Below are 19,135 nucleotides of genomic sequence, written 5' to 3' on the forward strand. Positions count from 1 at the left end.
ACATCCTGTGGTGCAACCTTTTTCTGACCAAGCCGCTCCAGGTCCCGTAACTGTTTACTTTTGAGCCCGCTTTTATTACCGACTACAGCGCCTATAACCTTCCCCCCTTTACTTTAGTTGCAGTGAGTGTCTGTTTTTGCTAGCATGGTGCATTGCCAGGTGTCCGTGGAAAGGGGATCACATCCCGGATATTCTGCATCCCTGTCACCATCTGCACAAGGCGCTCAAACCCGAGGCCAAACCCTGCATGCGGGACGGTTCCATATCTTCTCAGATCAAGATACCACCCGTATTGCTCAAGGTCCAAGCCAGCCTCGTCCATACGGTTTTTCAGCACCTCGTAGCGTTCCTCACGTTGACTGCCGCCAACAAGTTCACCAATGCCGGGCACCAGGATATCCATGGCAGCAACTGTCTCCGCCCCATCATCCAACCGCATATAGAAGGGCTTAATGGTTTTAGGATAGTTAGTGACAATGACCGGAACCCCGGCGACTTCCTCACAGAGGAACCGTTCATGCTCAGCCTGCAGGTCAATCCCCCAGGCCACAGGATACTCAAAATCCTGGCCCGCCTGCTCCAATTCACGAACCGCATCGGTGTAGGTCATGTGGACAAAGGGCTTTTCAACAACCGTGCGCAATCGATCGGCCAATCCTTTGGCCACAAATCGATTGAAAAGATCAATATCCGGAGCACATGATGCCAAGACGTCGGCAACCAGGTATTTTATCATGGCTTCTGCAAGCTGCATGTTTCCCTGCAGGTCACAGAACGCCATTTCCGGTTCCAGCATCCAAAACTCGGCCAGATGGCGGCTGGTATTGGAATTTTCAGCGCGAAAGGTGGGACCAAAAGTATAAACCCTGCTGTGGGACAGGGCAAAAATCTCAGCCTGCAACTGCCCGCTGACCGTCAACCCGGCACGCCGGTGGAAAAAATCATCAACAAAAGGCTGGTCGCCCTGCAGTTGTTCCGGCTCCATGGCTGTCACGGTAAACATTTCACCGGCCCCCTCACAGTCAGAGGTGGTGATAACCGGAGTATGCACCTGGAAAAACCCATGATCATGAAAAAACTGATGAATGCCGAAGTTCAGCGAGCTTCTCACTCGAGCGACCGCACCGAGTGCATTAGTTCTGCTTCGCAGGTGCGCAATAGAACGTAAGAACTCAAAGCTATGCCTTTTTTTCTGCAGAGGATAGCTATCGGGATCTGCCCAGCCAATAACCTCGATGCGGTCTGCCCGGAGTTCTACAGTCTGCCCTTTGGCAGGCGAGGCAACCAGAGTCCCGCTGACCTTTACCGCACATCCGGTGGTCAGTTTTTTTACTTCGTGCTCGTAATTTGACAACTCCTGTTCAGCGATCACCTGGAGGTTGGCCAGGCAACTGCCGTCACTGACTTCAAGAAAGGAGAGGCTCCCTGAATCACGACGGGTTTTTACCCAGCCGTGAACGTCCACGCGTTTGCCGATTGCCGCCTTCGTGAGCAGGGAGTGAATAGTCTGCATCGCTACGGAGGATTTCTTCAGATCCATATTTTCTTGTCCTGGAATCATTCTCTAGGGTGGTATAAGTTACACGTGTAATACAGAAGCTTCAAGCATGCCGGTACGAACCGGTACCAGCCAGTAAGTACTGGCCTGGGCTGCGATGGTGGTCCGCAGGTTGGCGCTGACCCGGTGGGAATCCTCTACCAGATTGTAAAACACACTATCGACCCCGATAAAGCCGTCCAGCAGATGAGTGAGGGTGTGCAGGACCTTGGTTAGATAGCCCTCCTGCATATGCAGCAATCCTTCCAGACTGTCTATACCTTCAGCGCGGAGGCTATCGAGCAGGGAGGCGGCAAACTCCATGTTTTTCCCGACCCCTTCATCAACCTTGCCCCAGAACCGGGCGTCTCCACCGCTGATTATCTCTTCCGGTCGAATAACCAGATCAGCATAGGTGATAAGTTGATTACCCTGGAGGTAACGCTCGACCTGCTCTGCCCCCCCTGCTGAACTGGGTGCTGCCACAAGAAAGACATGTGATATCTTATATTGCTGCTTTTCTTCGCTCATTTCGTGTGTATTTGCCTCTGATTGCTTATCGGTCGACAGTTTTCGAAGCCACCGGAACAATATAGTTCAGACAACTGATGTCCTGGATACCAGCATAGCCCATTTCCAGATTGACGTACCATCCTTCGTGATTGCCATGTCGATCGCAGCTCCACACCCATCGCGCATTGTCCGGAGTAAAAGGAAACGGATGAAGCACATGCTGCTCATCAAACAAGCTAAGCAGCTCATTGACTGTGGGCAGTCGCCACTCCTGTTCCTGCTGCTCTCGGACAAGCTGGGCGATATACTCCTCCGCCTGCTGCAGAGAGAGTGGATAGGGCGGCAGGTGACGCATCCAGAGGAGCCCCGTCGCCTCATCAACAAGATAGCGGGGTTCAATCCGCAAACAGGTCGTCATGGGATGCAGGGACCGCCACTGCGAATTAACCTCAAAGGCTTTATCGGCCTTGGAGCTGCAGACATTTATCGGCTCACTGCGCAATCGGACCGGAGGCGCCTTTACCGAGGTGTCGCAGGCTTCAAGCCGAGGACTGCGCGGCGGTCTGATCTGGAGTTGCTCCATGGCGGCAAGCATGTCTTCAGCTGATTGAAAACGGGCCTTGCGGTCCCAACTCAGTGCAGTGGAAAAAAAATCATCCCAGTGATGATCATACTGTGGATTCACCATAGACAAGGAAAAACTCTGCATGCCCGGAAGTTTGCCGGTCAACATCCGATAAAGCAGTACAGCGGCCGAGTAGAGGTCAGCTCTGCCGTCTACACCCAACGGGTCGGTTCGCTGTTCTGGCGGGGTGTAGTAAGGAGAACCGATCTGCATATTTGCCGGCCCGCAGAACGCCACGCCGTCCACAAGGGCCATGCCGAAGTCACAGAGCTTAATCGTATCCTCATCGGTGACAAGTATATTTTGCGGCTTGATATCGCGATGTATAATGTGATTGTAGTGCAGAAAAGCAAGTGCGCTGAGGAGCTGGCGGCCATAATGCAGAACCTTCCGGGCATCGATAACCCGCGAGTCTTTCTCTACTTGAAATTTTTCACCAATCATCTCGCCAAGGTTTTTGCAGATATACTCCATGACGAAAAAAGGGCGTCCCTTTTCATCTTCAGCATAGTCATGAGCTGTCACTAAAAAGGGCTGGTGAAAGGAGGCCATGGTGCGGGCCTCAGCCAGGAAAATGGCGCGCAACTGTTCATAGCCGAGAATATCCTCCATGACCTCGGAGGGAGCAAGTAATTTAATTGCCACCACCTTGTCAATCTCGGGCACGATCCCCTTGTACACGGCCCCCATCCCGCCTTTTCCCAGACGGCGGATGATTTCATACCGACCTATCTTGCGCATACATTCACCATTGGAGTCTCCTGGCATTAGATACTGGAAAACCTCGCTCGCCGAGAAGTCGGATGGTGGTCTCCACGTCATAGCCAACAGCCCGAATTTCGATTTCCTGCGTTTCAGTATCCCATATACAGTATTTGGCCTTATTACTCAGTCGATCGCGAGGTTGTCCTACACTGCCGGGAAGCAGCAGATGCCTGTCGGCAGGGCCACCAGCATGAACAATCCCGATCTGCGGCTGCCGTCTCTCCAACCGGCCGTCTTGTCGAAGAATATACCAGGCAAGGGTATGGGTATGACCGGCAAAACAGTAGGTTTCCGAATACCCGGCGAATAGTCGCCGAAGCCGATTGCCTGAGGGGGAAAACAAATACGTGGTAATCGATTCGGGAGGGCTGCCGTGGACGAAACGGCCCCCGTGCACTAGCAAGACAGCCGGGAGGTTGCTCAACCAGTTCATGGAGGAGGGCGACAGCAATTTCCTGGTCAGATCAAGTGATTCACGAGGACCAGGGTTCAGCCGATGATAATACCCCACGGAAATCAACCCAAGCTCATGGTTGCCCATCACGGAGAGGACCTGTCTTTCACGCAGAGCCCGAACCACCTCTTCCGGTTCCGGACCATAACCGATGTTATCGCCAAGTGAAACGATGCTGTCAACCTTCAGTGTATCCAAGTCGGAAAGAACAGCCTCAAGAGCCCTGTAGTTACCGTGGATATCAGATAAGACTGCAATGCGCATTGGTCCTGGAGTTACCCGTGAACCGGCCCATCCACGACTACCGCCGATCCCACCTCCAGTGATGCCTCGGGATAGGCACTCTGGAGATGACGCAGTACTGTGGAGCATTTAACGGTAAAAAGGAACGTGACAGGCGCACTGGCCTGGGACAGGCACTCGAAATTGCCCATCCCTTTGCTTAAGATCCAATCCGCTCCTCGGAAATACTCCAGGAATTGGGGCGAACAGTGGGCAAGCGAGGTTCCGGGAATATCTGCTCCGTTGTCAATAACCCGACAATGGGCATTCATACCGCAGAAGGCTGCATCTGCAACGGTGGCATCATTGATGGTGGGCATGCCGCGGACCGCGACCGTCACTTCACACCCTATGGCAGAGAGCTGAAGAACTAACAGCTTGTCAAACACGATTTCCCCGCAATTATCGGCCAAAAGCAAAACTTTTTTTCCCGGAATAAGCCGCTTGCGAAGTTGAGGATAATGATTGATCGCAAACGGCTGCTGCTGACACCGCGCGAGAGTGGCTTCCACGTCCAGCTGTTTCTGCGCCCCGTTGTCGAGCACATTGGCGCCGATAGCGAATTGAAGGGCGGAGAGCAGCGGGTCCCCTGCCCTCTCGATTGCTTCAGCAGCTGCACTTTCCAGTGAAAGCGCGTACTCATTGCTCTGTTTTTTTATGGCTGCATACGGGTCATCGTTTCCGGTCATGGCAGCGATCAGGCGGTAATAATGCGCGGCATTTACCGGAGGAGCCGAACGGTGAGGAAATGAGCCGAGCATACCGCCCACCTTAACCAGTATCTGTCGTTGAAGATGCTGGTCACAAGTGCTCAATTTCACCGTATTCAATGCTTGCTGCATGAAACAGGCATAGCAGTCATTTCCAGTATTCATTCAGACCTCTTGGAGGGGGGAAGGAGAAGATAATCCTGGCGAACATTGCCAAGTGCGGCAAAAATATGTTCTTTGGAACCCGGAAGACGCCTGTATATTGAATCCATGAGTTCATGCACCTCCTGTCGCCGGGTATTTCCTGCCAAGGGACAGGCCGCATCCACTGGTTCAAGCCCCAATGTTTCCCCAAGAAGGTTGACCTCATCCTTATCACAGTAAGCGAGGGGCCGTATAACCGCAAGGCGCCCTGAAAACAGGTCCTGTCGTGGCCGCATGGTGCTGATATTACCGGCGCAGGTCAGATTGAGAAAAAAGGTTTCGAGTATATCATCGCGGTGATGGCCCAGCGCCAGGGTGGTAAATGCGTGATCACGAGCATAGGCAAACATCTGGGTCCTTCGCGACCGGGCACACCGAAAACAGATGTCTTTGCTAGTGTCCCCGGACAGGTTCTTCTCTGCTGGTGCTGGCTTCCATGCAGCAGGTAACACAATTAACGGCATTTCCAGTTCTGCCATGAGTCGACTGACAGCATGAGCGCTTTGCCCCGGACCGCTGCTCCCATCCATATCGATATGGATAGCGGTCATCTCGAAGTCTATAGGCGTTTTTTTTACCCACTGGCTAAGTACCCAGGCAAGGGCAAGGGAGTCCATGCCGCCGGAAACGCCTATAAGCACTCGATCCTTATCAGCCAGCATGCGGTAGTCATGCATGGCACGGCCAATTTTCCGGTTCATTGCCTTGGTGAGCGCCACTCTCTTCCCGCAGCCTTGCCCTATTGCTCAGGGAGTTGAAAGATAGGAACACTGGGCAAATTTTTCATCTACCCCTTCCGTCAGCAGCTCTTCAGCAGTAATCCAGGTGAACCCACGACTTTTAGCCCGGTTCCAATTATAGATATTCTCCATCAATGATTGCTGCATTTCGTCAAAGGTTCCCTGGCACAGCACCCTTCCTTCCCTCACTTCAACCAGGCGATACTCAAAAGCGACCGCAGCTGGTTCCTTGGCGGTGTATTCCCCTCCGATCCGGTCAGAAAACCGACTAATGCGTGCCTCAAGGATAGCATCACAGCTTAACTGCCCAGCCACCTGCTGCAGCTGTTCAAGCGAACCATGGGTTGTCTGGTTCTCCAGACCATAGGATTGAGCCGCAGAGGCAAAACGAAATTCAGGATTCCCGGCAAACCGTTTTCTCAGCAGTCTATCCATGATTGCTGCGCCCTCTTTGAGCTGCTTGGCCAGAGCAAACGAAACAGAGCTTTCATAATTAATCTCCGGCTGGACGGGCATGACACCGATGCAGGAAATCGCAACGTTCGGATCGCGCGGTATGACCGGTGTATCCTGTTTCTTGGTGCAGCCGCAACTCAAGAAGACCGTTATCACGCAGACTGCGGTAAAACATTTGACAAATGGAATCACATTTCCCTCCTTTGTGGTCGATAACCGGTGATGCTAGAGCAGACCTTTGGATGACAATTGACCCGATACCCGAGGGTCAAGGTGAACTGCCTGGGCAATGGCTCGTCCCAGCGCCTTAAAAATCGCTTCTAAAATATGATGGGTATTTTCACCATGCAGTAAATCGACATGAAGTGTTAACCCGGCGTGCAGTGAAAACGCCCGCAAGAATTCCTTAGCCAAGGCAGTATCAAAGGTTCCGACTTTGCGATCTTCTACCACGACATTGTACACGAGAAACGGCCGATTGGACACATCAACGCAGACCCGCGCAAGGGTCTCATCCATGGGCACATAGGCATGCCCATACCTGCTGATACCGACTTTATCCCCCAGGGAGTGCGCCAGAGCCTGTCCAAGGCAAATGCCTATGTCCTCAACCGTATGGTGATCGTCCACCTCCAGATCTCCTTTCGCACGAAGCGTGAGGTTAAAAAAACCATGGACACCGAAAAGGGTCAGCATGTGGTCCATAAATCCAACCCCTGTATGTATGTCTACCTTTCCGGCGCCGTCAAGTTCCAGCGAAAGCTGAATATCTGTTTCTTTGGTAGCCCGAACTATTTCGGCTGATCGTGTAGGCGGCATGGGCATTGTGCGCTCCTGGTGTATACGGCACCCGTTACATATTTATACAGACAAACAACCACTTTCTCTTTTCTTGAAGAAAAATAGGGTATATTTTCAGGTCGTTGCCTTTTGTCTCAAAACAGCGTTATACTATTCCGCTTCGACCAGATGCGCAAGAGTTGTTGCTGGGAATTGAGAGGTTTTCAGTGGTTTCGATTTGTAACATTTTTTTCAGCACCCGTTTTTTTTCATTGACACCCCACCGAAAAATCGGTTAAATTCGCCCGCTGTCTACTGAATACAACTTAGCGAGCGGGAATAACTCAGTGGTAGAGTGTAACCTTGCCAAGGTTGAAGTCGCGAGTTCGAATCTCGTTTCCCGCTCCAGTTATTTTTTAAGGTTCGGACCACCGTTCGAACCTTTTTTTGTTAAATTGCGAGGCGCCATTAATGAAGACTTATTATACGCCGGTCAAGGAAATCTCCCGTCAGTGGCATGTTGTTGATGTTGACGGTAAAGTTCTGGGACGTGTTGCCACAGAGATCGCCAGCCGCCTGCGCGGAAAGCATAAACCCACTTTCTGCAATTTTCAGGATAATGGTGATTTCGTAATTGTTATCAACGCCGACAAAATTCATCTGACCGGAAACAAATGGGACGATAAAAAATACTATCGCCACACCGGGTACGTTGGTGGAATCAAGTCGCAGACAGCTAAGGAGCTGCTGACAAAAAAACCTGAAGAACTTATTCGCATGGCAGTCAAAGGCATGTTACCTAAAAACAAGCTCGGTCGTGCACAAATGAAAAAGTTGAAGGTTTACACCGGACCTGAGCACCCTCATGAGGCCCAACAGCCTGAACCCCTTGAGATCTGATTGGAGCATATATCATGTCGCAGGATAAAACTTACGCAACCGGTAAAAGGAAAACCGCTGTCGCCAGAGTCTGGATCACCCCTGGTACTGGCAATATGGCGGTCAATAATATGCCTCTGGTGGATTATTTCGGCAACATCTACTACGAGCCCAAAATTGCCAAACCCTTTGCGGTAACCGAAACCCTGGAAAAATTTGATATCCAGGCGACGGTCAAAGGCGGGGGAAAATCAGCCCAGGTGGACGCGCTGGTACACGGCATTGCGCGGGCATTGCAGGAAAGGGATCCGGAAATGCGTATCCCCCTGAAAAAGGCGGGACTGCTTACCCGTGACCCTCGCGCCAAGGAACGAAAGAAATATGGCCAGCGCGGAGCCCGAGCCCGCTTTCAGTTCTCCAAACGTTGATCAGTATCGGAGCAGCTTACTGCCATTAGCGCCTCCATGGCGTATCGGACCGCAGGGAGTAACGAATTCTTCGTTACTCCCTTTTTTTTGTGAAAAAAACAAGGAAGCACAGGATTTTCATCGGAGGGAAAAATATGCTGAACGTCGGAATAGTTGGTGCCTCAGGATACACAGGTGTTGAACTCGCCCGAATTCTTGCAACGCACCCTGAAGTCAAGGTGACTGCCGCCACCTCCAGGAAATATGCCGGGCAGATGCTCGCAGACGTCTTCCCCAATCTGAGGGAGCGCATAGATATCCGGTGTGAAAACCTCGCCATCGATCAACTCATCGATCGTGCCGATTTTTTCTTTACCGCTGTCCCCCACAAAACAGCCATGGACCTGGTACCGGAGCTGCTTTCCGCAGGGAAAAAGGTTGTCGACCTCAGTGCAGACTATCGCATTCGCGACGCAGAGGTGTACGAACAGTGGTACCAGGAACACTCCAGCAAGCACCTGCTGCAGGATGCGGTTTATGGTCTCCCCGAGCTTTACCGAAAAAACATCGCAACCAGTCAGTTAACCGCAAATCCTGGCTGCTACCCAACTTCCGTGATTCTTGCACTTGCTCCGCTCCTACGAGAAAAGCTGGTTGATACCGAAAGTCTGATAATTGACTCCAAGTCCGGAACTTCCGGCGCAGGAAGAGCCGCCAGTGTGAGTACGCTTTTCTGTGAAGTGGCCGACGGCTTTCGGCCCTATAAAGTGGGAGGGGCCCATCGCCACATTCCGGAAATCGAACAGGAACTATCCCTGCTTGCCGAGACAGAGGTTACCATTTCCTTCACTCCGCACCTGCTTCCCCTGTCCCGCGGTATTCTCAGTACCGTGTACGCCAACCTCAGCGAACGGGCATCATCTGCAGACCTCCAGCACCTCTACGAGTCCGCCTACGCTCAGGAGCCGTTTGTCCGTCTACTGCCCTCCGGCATGGCGCCTGCCACCCAGCACGTACGCGGCTCCAACTGCTGCGACATCGGGGTCCAGGTTGACCGGCGAACAAACCGGGTCATTGTTATGTCGGCAATCGACAATATTGTCAAAGGCGCCTCCGGACAAGCCATCCAGAATATGAACCTGATGAATGGGTTTGCAGAAAATTGCGGGTTAATGCATGCTCCTTTTTTCCCCTGATGTCCAGGACGATTCGCCTGCATATAGCTTTTGACGGTACCGCCTACCATGGATGGCAGCGTCAGCGAAAGGATGTTACGGTCCAGGGGATGATCGAAAAAAAGCTCAACCTGCTCTGCAAACAGGAGATCACACTCCACGGCGCTGGCCGCACCGATGCCGGGGTCCACGCAGAAGAGATGGTCGCCCATTTCCACCTGGAACAGCCCATTCCGCTCACTGCTTTTTGCCATGGCCTTAACTCCATGCTTCCCGGAGATATTCGTATACTCGAGGCCATGGAAGAAGGGCGCCATTTTCACAGCCGTTTCAGTGCACTGGGAAAAACCTACCGATATGACTTCTTTACCGGGGCCATTCAACACCCCGCTTCAAGACTCTATTGTGCTCATTTCCCCGGCCCTTTTGATCACCACCTCATTGAAGAGCCCCTCGCTGCCCTTGAAGGCACCCACGATTTTTCAAGTTTTGAACGGGTGGGTAGCAGAGATAAGACTAATACTGAGGGTCGCGGAGCGGTGCGAACCATCCATAAAGCCGCCTGTATCCGCCGATCGTGTCAACCACACCACTGGTCGATCAGTATTACCGGTGATGGTTTCTTGCGCCAAATGGTTCGTATTCTTGCCGGCACGCTCATTGAAATAGGGCAGGGAAAGCGATCCCCATCGACTATGACCATGATTATAGACGCGCGTGACCGTAAAGCAGCTGGGCTAACTGCACCGGCTCATGGCTTGTTCCTGGAAAAAATATACTATGACCGGCTTTTTGTCGTTTAACAGGTTTCACCATGGAGACACCCTGTGTTCACCCAACTCACTCCCGTTATCCTCGCTTCAGCCTCTCCCCGAAGACAGACCTACCTTGCCAGCCTGGGAATTTCTTTTGACTGTATCCCGGCAGCCATCAGTGAGATTCCTCTGCCCCTGGAGGCAGCAGATGACTTTGCAGTGCGCCTGGCAGAGGAGAAGGCAGCAGCAATTGGTGCCAGCCATGCCAATGCCTGCGTCATTGGAGCAGATACTATTGTCGTCCAGGGAACGTCCATTCTTGGTAAACCTTCTACACCTGCCGAAGCCCTGGCCTTTCTCCAGCAACTCCGCAACACACCTCATACTGTCATAACCGGTGTGGCTGTCCTGCACCGAGCACGTGAGATCACCCACACCTTTTCCGTTTCCACCCTTGTCCATTTTGCCGACTATAGCGATGCTGTGCTCAAGGCATACGTTGCTACCGGCGATCCTCTGGATAAGGCCGGCGGGTATGGCATTCAATCGTTGGGCGGATTTTTGGTGGCGTCCATAGAGGGCTCCTATAGTAACGTTGTCGGTCTTCCCATGGCCGAGCTGGTAAAGGTCCTGTTACAGCACAACCTTTTAGCAACAAAATAACCCTTACCTGATTTCCTGGCGGCTTGACTTCCCTCTCGAGTATGCTACTCTACAGAATAGTCTCGATTATTCTTCTTCTTGCACTGCCACTATGCTGCCATGCCAACGATTCTTAACAAGTACTACCCTGTAAGAAAAATTATTTTTTTCCTTGGGGAAGGACTGCTCATCTTCAGTACATTTCTGTTTGTCTACCTGGCATTTTCCGGTTGGAGAATTTTTCTGCTTGAACTGGTAGAGGACCTTATCCGGGCAGGAGTCGTTACCATTGTCTTTCAGTGCTCGCTCTATTTTTTTGACCTCTACGATCTCCGTAAACCTGGCACGACTATGGATACGGCGATCAGAATGATGCAGTCTTTCGGCGTCGGCTGCATTGTACTCGGAATGCTCTATTTTGTTTTTCCCTCGCTCATCATTTCCTCAAAAATTTTCTGGTGCTGTTACGTTATTATCTGTGTGGAAATCCTCTCATGGAGGGTACTGTACTATAGGATTATAGCCAGGAAACTTTTTTCAAGGGAAATTGTTATCATTGGCGCAGGGGAAACCGCTAAAAAAATTTTCCATGAGATCGAATCCCATCAGGATTGCGGTTTTACTGTTCTTGCCTTTGTTAGCTCAAAGGAGCCAACATTCCCCATCGGAAATATACCGCTTCTCCCGGACCTCGATGCACTCAACTCCCTTAACCTGACCAGCCGGATCGAACGAATTGTGGTTGCTCTTGGCGACCGCCGTGGTAAGATGCCTATCCCCGATCTCCTCCAGTACAAACTGCAAGGGACCCCAATAGAAGAAGGTATCTCCTTTTTTGAGAGCCTAACCGGCAAGATACTTGTCGAAAAGGTAAACCCGGCCTGGCTCATATTTTCTCAAGGATTCGACAAAGGCAAGGTCGCATATATCTGTAAACGATTTAACGACCTCTTTCTATCAGTGATCGGCCTTTTACTCACCCTGCCGGTGTGCGCGATTACCGCCCTGCTTATCAAACTGGAATCACCAGGGCCAATCTTTTACCTGCAGGAACGTGTCTGTGAACGTGGAAAAACATTCAAGGTGGTCAAATTCCGTTCCATGCGCAATGATGCTGAAAAAGGCGGTGCGGTCTGGGCAAGCCAAAACGACAGCCGCGTGACCAAGGTTGGCGGTCTCATACGCAAGGTCAGAATCGACGAGATACCGCAAATGTGGAACGTGCTCAAGGGGGAGATGAGTTTTGTCGGCCCACGGCCGGAACGGCCTGTATTTGTCGAACAACTGACAGCTTGTATTCCCTATTATTCCCTCCGCCACTCGGTCAAGCCCGGGATAACCGGCTGGGCACAGGTCTGCTATCCTTACGGCGCCTCTGAGGAGGACGCCTTGCGAAAACTTGAATATGACCTCTATTACATCAAAAACCAATCCATATTTTTGGACTTGCTGATAGTCTTCAGGACCATAAAAACAGTCCTCTTCCAAAGAGGTTCCCGTTAGACCTGTTCTCATTCCCGTCCTCTCCATAGGTTGCGATTCCATCGGTATTGTTGTATCTTTCCTGAACACATATCATCATAGATTGGGCAAAACTCTACTTTGCCGTGTGGAATCCCCATGACCAATGTTTCTTCGCCCCGCCATGACCGTAGTGCAGACTCTGTCGATTTTCCTGTCAGGTTATTTACCGCATTACGAACCATGCGCCTGTATCCGCCGACCAACCCACAGGTGGTACGCAATATCGCCTCTGCTTTTCAGGCATATAAAGCACTCTTTGACCCCGCAACCGGGGAGGACGTTACCCTGGGGGTATCGGAAAGAAAAATCCTGGTAAACGGCCAGCAGCTGTCAGAAAAAGACCAAACCCGGCCACAGGTCGCAGGAATCATCGATTTTTTGGAAAAATTGAAACTGCACTCACTTGCGTTTCGCAGTACATTTACTGAAGATGAGTGCGCCCGATTTATAGAGATACTTGCCCCCCTCCTTGGCAAGAAAGCCATTGAAGAACAGGTCCCAGAGCTACTGCAAAACGCTGACTTGCCCTCAGTGGGTGTAGACACCAAACGGTTTGTGGTCGTCCACGAAGGAGAAAAAGTTGTACGTGAAGACCAGGTAGGATTCGGTTCAGGGGTAAATATCAGTGATGATGAAATGGCCAGCTTTATCATGGGCCAGACCGGCGTAGCCACCACTCTCGGCAGTTCCATCCCACGCCACCTTGAACCACTGCTCAGTATGTTTGGCGAAGCGCTGCAAGAACATGAGAATCCAGCCAAACTCACTACAGCCTTATTCAATGCCCTCCACGACCAATCAACTGAAGATGCTCGCCACCAGAAAGATATTGCGGCATCAGCAGATACCATTGCCCACCTAGATCCTGAAAAACTCACCAAACTCCTTACGCTTCTGCCGTATTCGAACTCCGGAGATGCACTTCTCAATGCGACCATTGACAATCTCCAGCCACGACAGCTCAATGAACTGGTCAACACCCTGATCATTGACCTTGCCCAGCAAGCTGGAGGTTCGGACAGTTCTCCAGCCGGAGATAGTAAGCATGCGGTTATCAAACGGTTGATCAATACGGGCAAGGGAGGGGAGATCCAGCGGACCATTGCCATGAATGTCGATGCCCGCCAGCTCGTTGATAACCCCAACACCACCATCGGCGAGCTGCCTCCGCACCTGGTCCAGCGCCTCCAGCAGCCGGAATGGTCAGCACCGGTGCTCGCCAATGCCGTTCAGCAGGCCACCGACGACCAGCCGCCACAGGGGGCCATCAATACCGAGGCCGTCAACCGCATGCTCAGCCACTACGAGCAGCTCCTGGACAAACCACAGCAGCAACAGGTCGCTGCCAGGGCAGGACAACAGCTCGCCTCCATGGAGGCCGTGGCCCTCGGCAACGTACTGGCACAGAAGTTCAAGGGACTCTTCGGCGACACCCTCTACCACCAGATCATCGAACAGGTCTCTGACGAACTCCTTGACGAGACCATCGAGCACCTCAATCCCAAACAGCTCAACAGGATGGTGGCCATGCTCACCTCCTCCATTCCGCTGGCCATCGACAACAACGGCAACCCTGATTTCACCGCCATCGACGATCAGGCTCTCGAGCGACTGGTCAATTCCAGCAAGGGCGAACGCATCAAACAGACCATTGCCATGAATGCCGATGCCCGCCAGCTCGTTGATAACCCCAACACCACCATCGGCGAGCTGCCTCCGCACCTGGTCCAGCGCCTCCAGCAGCCGGAATGGTCAGCACCGGTGCTCGCCAATGCCGTTCAGCAGGCCACCGACGACCAGCCGCCACAGGGGGCCATCGATACCGAGGCCGTCAACCGCATGCTCAGCCACTACGAGCAGCTCCTGGACAAACCACAGCAGCAACAGGTCGCTGCCAGGGCAGGACAACAGCTCGCCTCCATGGAGGCCGTGGCCCTCGGCAACGTCCTGGCACAGAAGTTCAAGGGACTCTTCGGCGACACCCTCTACCACCAGATCATCGAACAGGTCTCTGACGAACTCCTTGACGAGACCATCGAGCACCTCAATCCCAAACAGCTCAACAGGATGGTGGCCATGCTCACCTCCTCCATTCCGCTGGCCATCGACAACAACGGCAACCCTGATTTCACCGCCATCGACGATCAGGCTCTCGAGCGACTGGTCAATTCCAGCAAGGGCGAACGCATCAAACAGACCATTGCCATGAATGTCGATGCCCGCCAGCTCGTTGATAACCCCAACACCACCATCGGCGAGCTGCCTCCGCACCTGGTCCAGCGCCTCCAGCAGCCGGAATGGTCAGCACCGGTGCTCGCCAATGCCGTTCAGCAGGCCACCGACGACCAGCCGCCACAGGGGGCCATCGATACCGAGGCTGTCAACCGCATGCTCAGCCACTACGAGCAGCTCCTGGACAAACCACAGCAGCAACAGGTCGCTGCCAGGGCAGGACAACAGCTCGCCTCCATGGAGGCCGTGGCCCTCGGCAACGTACTGGCACAGAAGTTCAAGGGACTCTTCGGCGACACCCTCTACCACCAGATCATCGAACAGGTCTCTGACGAACTCCTTGACGAGACCATCGAGCACCTCAATCCCAAACAGCTCAACAGGATGGTGGCCATGCTCACCTCCTCCATTCCGCTGGCCATCGACAACAACGGCAACCCTGATTTCACCGCCATCGACGATCAGGCTCTCGAGCGACTGGTCAATTCCAGCAAGGGCGAACGCATCAAACAGACCATTGCCATGAATGTCGATGCCCGCCAGCTCGTTGATAACCCCAACACCACCATCGGCGAGCTGCCTCCGCACCTGGTCCAGCGCCTCCAGCAGCCGGAATGGTCAGCACCGGTGCTCGCCAATGCCGTTCAGCAGGCCACCGACGACCAGCCGCCACAGGGGGCCATCGATACCGAGGCCGTCAACCGCATGCTCAGCCACTACGAGCAGCTCCTGGACAAACCACAGCAGCAACAGGTCGCTGCCAGGGCAGGACAACAGCTCGCCTCCATGGAGGCCGTGGCCCTCGGCAACGTACTGGCACAGAAGTTCAAGGGACTCTTCGGCGACACCCTCTACCACCAGATCATCGAACAGGTCTCTGACGAACTCCTTGACGAGACCATCGAGCACCTCAATCCCAAACAGCTCAACAGGATGGTGGCCATGCTCACCTCCTCCATTCCGCTGGCCATCGACAACAACGGCAACCCTGATTTCACCGCCATCGACGATCAGGCTCTCGAGCGACTGGTCAATTCCAGCAAGGGCGAACGCATCAAACAGACCATTGCCATGAATGCCGATGCCCGCCAGCTCGTTGATAACCCCAACACCACCATCGGCGAGCTGCCTCCGCACCTGGTCCAGCGCCTCCAGCAGCCGGAATGGTCAGCACCGGTGCTCGCCAATGCCGTTCAGCAGGCCACCGACGACCAGCCGCCACAGGGGGCCATCGATACCGAGGCCGTCAACCGCATGCTCAGCCACTACGAGCAGCTCCTGGACAAACCACAGCAGCAACAGGTCGCTGCCAGGGCAGGACAACAGCTCGCCTCCATGGAGGCCGTGGCCCTCGGCAACGTCCTGGCACAGAAGTTCAAGGGACTCTTCGGCGACACCCTCTACCACCAGATCATCGAACAGGTCTCTGACGAACTCCTTGACGAGACCATCGAGCACCTCAATCCCAAACAGCTCAACAGGATGGTGGCCATGCTCACCTCCTCCATTCCGCTGGCGACTAAAACAAGTGACGCCCCTGCCCAAATTCCACCCGACAACAGTATTTTACAGCGTTTGACCCACACCGCGAAAGGCAGCATTATCGAACAAACCTACGCACAGCAGGTTGACGCAGAAATGCTTCGCCGAACTACCGCTGGAGCGCGCCCTGTGCCCGGCCAACTCAAAAACCGGTTGCAGCAACCCGCATGGTCCGGCTCCATGCTCGTCAGCGCAGCACAATTGGCTGTCGACCCACCGACAGCCGATCAGGGTCAAACTGACTTCAACGGCTTCGACCAGCTGCTTGACGGGTATGCCGGTGTTCTTGATAACGAGCAACAGGCACAGATCGCTATCCAGGCAGGCAAACAACTGGCCGGACTGGATGAAAATGAGCTGGGTGTGATACTTGTCCAACGTTTCAAAGGCCTCTTTGGTGAAAAATTATACACCGAGGTAGTCAAGCATCTGACAGATGATAAACTCGCCACACTCACCCAGCAGATGTATCGGTTTGTTAGCGGCCAGGCGCTCCTTCCCGAAGGGGAAACCGACCAGGCTGTCACCAGTGCCTATAAGCGGTTGATGCAAACGGTAAAAAACGTCAAAATGCAGACCGTTGTCGACATGTATCAGGAACGGCAGGAAGAGGAAGCAAAAAACAAGGCGGAACAGATTCGCAAAGGCATCCAGTCTCTCCTTGCCAATGATGCCGATGCACTTGCCGACCGGGATACCTGCGAAGCACTTCCAGATAAAGTCATCGAGTTCATCGAGGAGGGAGAGAATGGATCTGCGGACACACTCCTGATGCATATTGCCGTGGCTCTGCAGTCCGAGAAAAAAGAGATCCGTTTACATGCTGCAAAGACCTTGGCTGACACCGCACGCATACTGGCAGAGCACGGTCAGTGGGACCGTCTAGTCAAATTGCTGCCAGCACTGGAACAATCGCTGCAACTCCTCGCAGAAGATGAAAACAGCATAAAACACATTATCACCGCTATTTCCGGGCTTGCCCATCACCACCTTGAAGGGGATAATTACGCCAAGGCATTCGAGATCGTCCGTGTCATAAACCGGATCACCTCTTCCGCCGCCGGCATCACTGTCAATGAAGCCATCCGTGAGCATGGCGAATCGGCACTCGACAAGATAAGCTCCGACGCAATCCTGCAGAAACTGCTGACGGTTTATCTTGGAGATGCGTCGCAAAGAGAGAATGCCGGCAACCTGCTGACCGACCTTGGTAAACGGTCCGCAGGCTACCAATTGCAATACCTGATGGACAGTGAGAGCCGCGTTGAGCGAAAACTGTTGTTCAACCTGATCAAACAAACTGGAAATGCCGCACGGGATATCCTGCTCGAGCAGCTTCATCAGCCATCACCGTGGTATGTAACCCGCAATATCATCCGCTTACTGGGTGAGATAGGGGAAACCGAACTCATGCATTCTATCTTTCCCTATATCGGCTACAATGATATCCGCGTGCAACAGGAGGTGCTCAACACCGGAGTAAAAATCGGCGGAGAGGCGATCCCCCGTTTTCTCCTTCAAGCCCTGCAGACAATGGACAATCAGCTTAAAACAAAGGTTGTGCAGCATATGGGCAACTTTCCCGACGAATCCTACGTTCGTCCACTTACCGACCTGCTAGAGCTGAACAAGCCGTTCCAAGGCAAGAACAAAACCTTTTTCCAACTCACCCTCTGTAAGACGCTCGGGATTATCGGCTCCCGTCGAGCACTGCCATCGTTACAAAAAGTAGCCCAAAGCAAGTCCGTTCTCGGCATTGCAGGATATGCAGATGAAGTACGCAACGCCGCCGCACAGACCGCTCGTCGCATCCGTGCCCGAAGACCAAGCGCCAGCAGTCATCAACTTCCGGATAATACCGCCATGACCACCCACCACGATGACCCATCATCAACTTCGGTCCCTGCTTCAGTTTCCGAACAGGAAAACGCCATATTCGAACTTTTTGAACAAGGAAAAACCGAGGAGGCAAAAGAGGCGCTCTTTGATCTCATTACCGCCACCGCACGAGCTGGCGACTTCCAGAATGCCGAACGGCTGCGTGAACGGATATATGAAATAGACCCCATGGCGCTCAGTGAAATCATTCGCTCAGGCGAGATCATTGAACAGGAAAAAAGCGGCTCAATCAATCAGGATGACCTTAATATTTGGTCACAGCTGACAGACGAACTGACGTCTGAAGAATTTCATACTCTGTACCATGAGCTGCGCGAGCGGCTTTTTTCTCCGGAAGAAACTATTGTACAACAGGGCGCGCAAAACGACGAACTCCTGTTCATCAACCAGGGCAGTGTCAAAGCTTCCCACCGCATCGGCGATAAGGAAATTTTCATTACCACCCTAGGCAGAGGGGAAATTGTTGGGGAAAATACATTTAATCCCTCCACGTGGACCTTGAGCCTCACAGCCCTAACCCAGGCCCGCATCTACGTGCTCCGACAAGAACAGTTGGTAAAACTCAAAGAACAATTTCCCGGTGTGGAAAACAAGTTGCATGCTTTCTATACAAAAACCAATAAAGTTCCAGAAATTCTAAGAAAAAAAGGCCTTGAACGCCGCATGGACCAGCGGTTCAGAATTTCACGAAAAATTCAGGTGCAACCAACAGACAACCAGGGAAAACCTATCGGAAGAGGATTCCGAGCCGACATTTTCGACATTTCACGAGGTGGCCTGGCCTTTCTCATCCGCATCACCAAAAAGGAAAACGCCAGACTGCTGCTTGGCAGAAGGTTGCAGGTGGTACTACCGGTTGGCGGCAAAATCAATTACTTATATCTCCAGGGTCAATCCATCGGCATACAACCGCACAACACCCTGGAGAGTGACTATGCTGTACATTTTAAATTCCTGGAACGCCTGGACGCGGAAGGCCTCCAAAATATCCTCGGTTGATCGTTGCCCCTTGAT

The 19,135-nt window shown here is 52.8% G+C and carries 15 protein-coding genes and 1 tRNA gene; 8 read left to right on the forward strand and 8 right to left on the reverse strand.

Annotated features, from left to right (window positions below; genetic code table 11):
- Positions 1–139: 139 nt before the first annotated feature.
- From asnS to hisB, 8 genes are all read right to left on the reverse strand, one after another.
- Positions 140–1,513, reverse strand: a complete 1,374-nt coding sequence (asnS, locus tag ACZ52Z_RS06595; RefSeq protein WP_464270766.1) for an asparagine--tRNA ligase — start codon at positions 1,511–1,513, stop codon at positions 140–142.
- Positions 1,514–1,579: 66 nt separating this feature from the next.
- On the reverse strand, positions 1,580–2,068 hold the full coding sequence (locus ACZ52Z_RS06600; protein ID WP_464269958.1) for a hypothetical protein: 489 nt from the start codon (positions 2,066–2,068) through the stop codon (positions 1,580–1,582).
- 25 nt (positions 2,069–2,093) lie between these two features.
- Complete coding sequence (locus ACZ52Z_RS06605; RefSeq protein WP_464269959.1) at positions 2,094–3,416, reverse strand: protein kinase domain-containing protein; 1,323 nt, start codon at positions 3,414–3,416, stop codon at positions 2,094–2,096.
- Between the two features lie 4 nt (positions 3,417–3,420).
- Positions 3,421–4,158, reverse strand: coding sequence for a metallophosphoesterase family protein (locus tag ACZ52Z_RS06610; protein ID WP_464269960.1), 738 nt, complete (start codon positions 4,156–4,158; stop codon positions 3,421–3,423).
- Between the two features lie 11 nt (positions 4,159–4,169).
- A complete protein-coding gene (locus ACZ52Z_RS06615) occupies positions 4,170–5,051 on the reverse strand; it encodes a damage-control phosphatase ARMT1 family protein (protein WP_464269961.1) in 882 nt (293 codons plus the stop codon).
- Positions 5,048–5,809, reverse strand: a complete 762-nt coding sequence (locus ACZ52Z_RS06620) for a tRNA lysidine(34) synthetase (RefSeq protein ID WP_464269962.1) — start codon at positions 5,807–5,809, stop codon at positions 5,048–5,050. Before ACZ52Z_RS06620 ends, ACZ52Z_RS06615 begins: the two co-directional genes overlap by 4 nt.
- 27 nt (positions 5,810–5,836) lie before the next feature.
- The gene (locus ACZ52Z_RS06625; protein ID WP_464269963.1) at positions 5,837–6,478 is read right to left on the reverse strand and encodes a hypothetical protein; all 642 of its coding nucleotides are present in this window, start codon (positions 6,476–6,478) and stop codon (positions 5,837–5,839) included.
- 33 nt (positions 6,479–6,511) lie between these two features.
- Positions 6,512–7,111, reverse strand: coding sequence for an imidazoleglycerol-phosphate dehydratase HisB (hisB, locus tag ACZ52Z_RS06630; protein ID WP_464269964.1), 600 nt, complete (start codon positions 7,109–7,111; stop codon positions 6,512–6,514).
- A 288-nt stretch (positions 7,112–7,399) separates the two neighbouring features.
- Here hisB and ACZ52Z_RS06635 point away from each other — a divergent pair.
- The 8 genes from ACZ52Z_RS06635 (at position 7,400) to ACZ52Z_RS06670 (ending at position 19,120) form a co-directional block, all read left to right on the forward strand.
- Positions 7,400–7,474: transfer RNA gene (locus ACZ52Z_RS06635), tRNA-Gly, on the forward strand.
- A gap of 63 nt (positions 7,475–7,537) precedes the next feature.
- Positions 7,538–7,966, forward strand: a complete 429-nt coding sequence (rplM, locus tag ACZ52Z_RS06640; protein WP_464269965.1) for a 50S ribosomal protein L13 — start codon at positions 7,538–7,540, stop codon at positions 7,964–7,966.
- A 14-nt stretch (positions 7,967–7,980) separates the two neighbouring features.
- Positions 7,981–8,373, forward strand: coding sequence for a 30S ribosomal protein S9 (gene rpsI, locus ACZ52Z_RS06645; protein ID WP_464269966.1), 393 nt, complete (start codon positions 7,981–7,983; stop codon positions 8,371–8,373).
- Between the two features lie 134 nt (positions 8,374–8,507).
- On the forward strand, positions 8,508–9,548 hold the full coding sequence (gene argC, locus ACZ52Z_RS06650; protein ID WP_464269967.1) for an N-acetyl-gamma-glutamyl-phosphate reductase: 1,041 nt from the start codon (positions 8,508–8,510) through the stop codon (positions 9,546–9,548).
- Positions 9,548–10,330, forward strand: a complete 783-nt coding sequence (gene truA, locus ACZ52Z_RS06655) for a tRNA pseudouridine(38-40) synthase TruA (RefSeq protein ID WP_464269968.1) — start codon at positions 9,548–9,550, stop codon at positions 10,328–10,330. Before argC ends, truA begins: the two co-directional genes overlap by 1 nt.
- 24 nt (positions 10,331–10,354) lie before the next feature.
- Entirely contained in the window at positions 10,355–10,945 is a 591-nt protein-coding gene (locus ACZ52Z_RS06660; RefSeq protein WP_464269969.1) for a Maf family protein, read from the forward strand.
- Between the two features lie 99 nt (positions 10,946–11,044).
- Positions 11,045–12,427 carry a TIGR03013 family XrtA/PEP-CTERM system glycosyltransferase gene (locus tag ACZ52Z_RS06665; RefSeq protein WP_464269970.1) on the forward strand — a complete coding sequence of 461 codons (1,383 nt, stop codon included), beginning with the start codon at positions 11,045–11,047 and terminating at the stop codon, positions 12,425–12,427.
- A 117-nt stretch (positions 12,428–12,544) separates the two neighbouring features.
- Complete coding sequence (locus ACZ52Z_RS06670) at positions 12,545–19,120, forward strand: cyclic nucleotide-binding domain-containing protein (protein ID WP_464269971.1); 6,576 nt, start codon at positions 12,545–12,547, stop codon at positions 19,118–19,120.
- Positions 19,121–19,135 lie beyond the last annotated feature (15 nt).

Source organism: Desulfogranum aggregans, assembly GCF_055398265.1.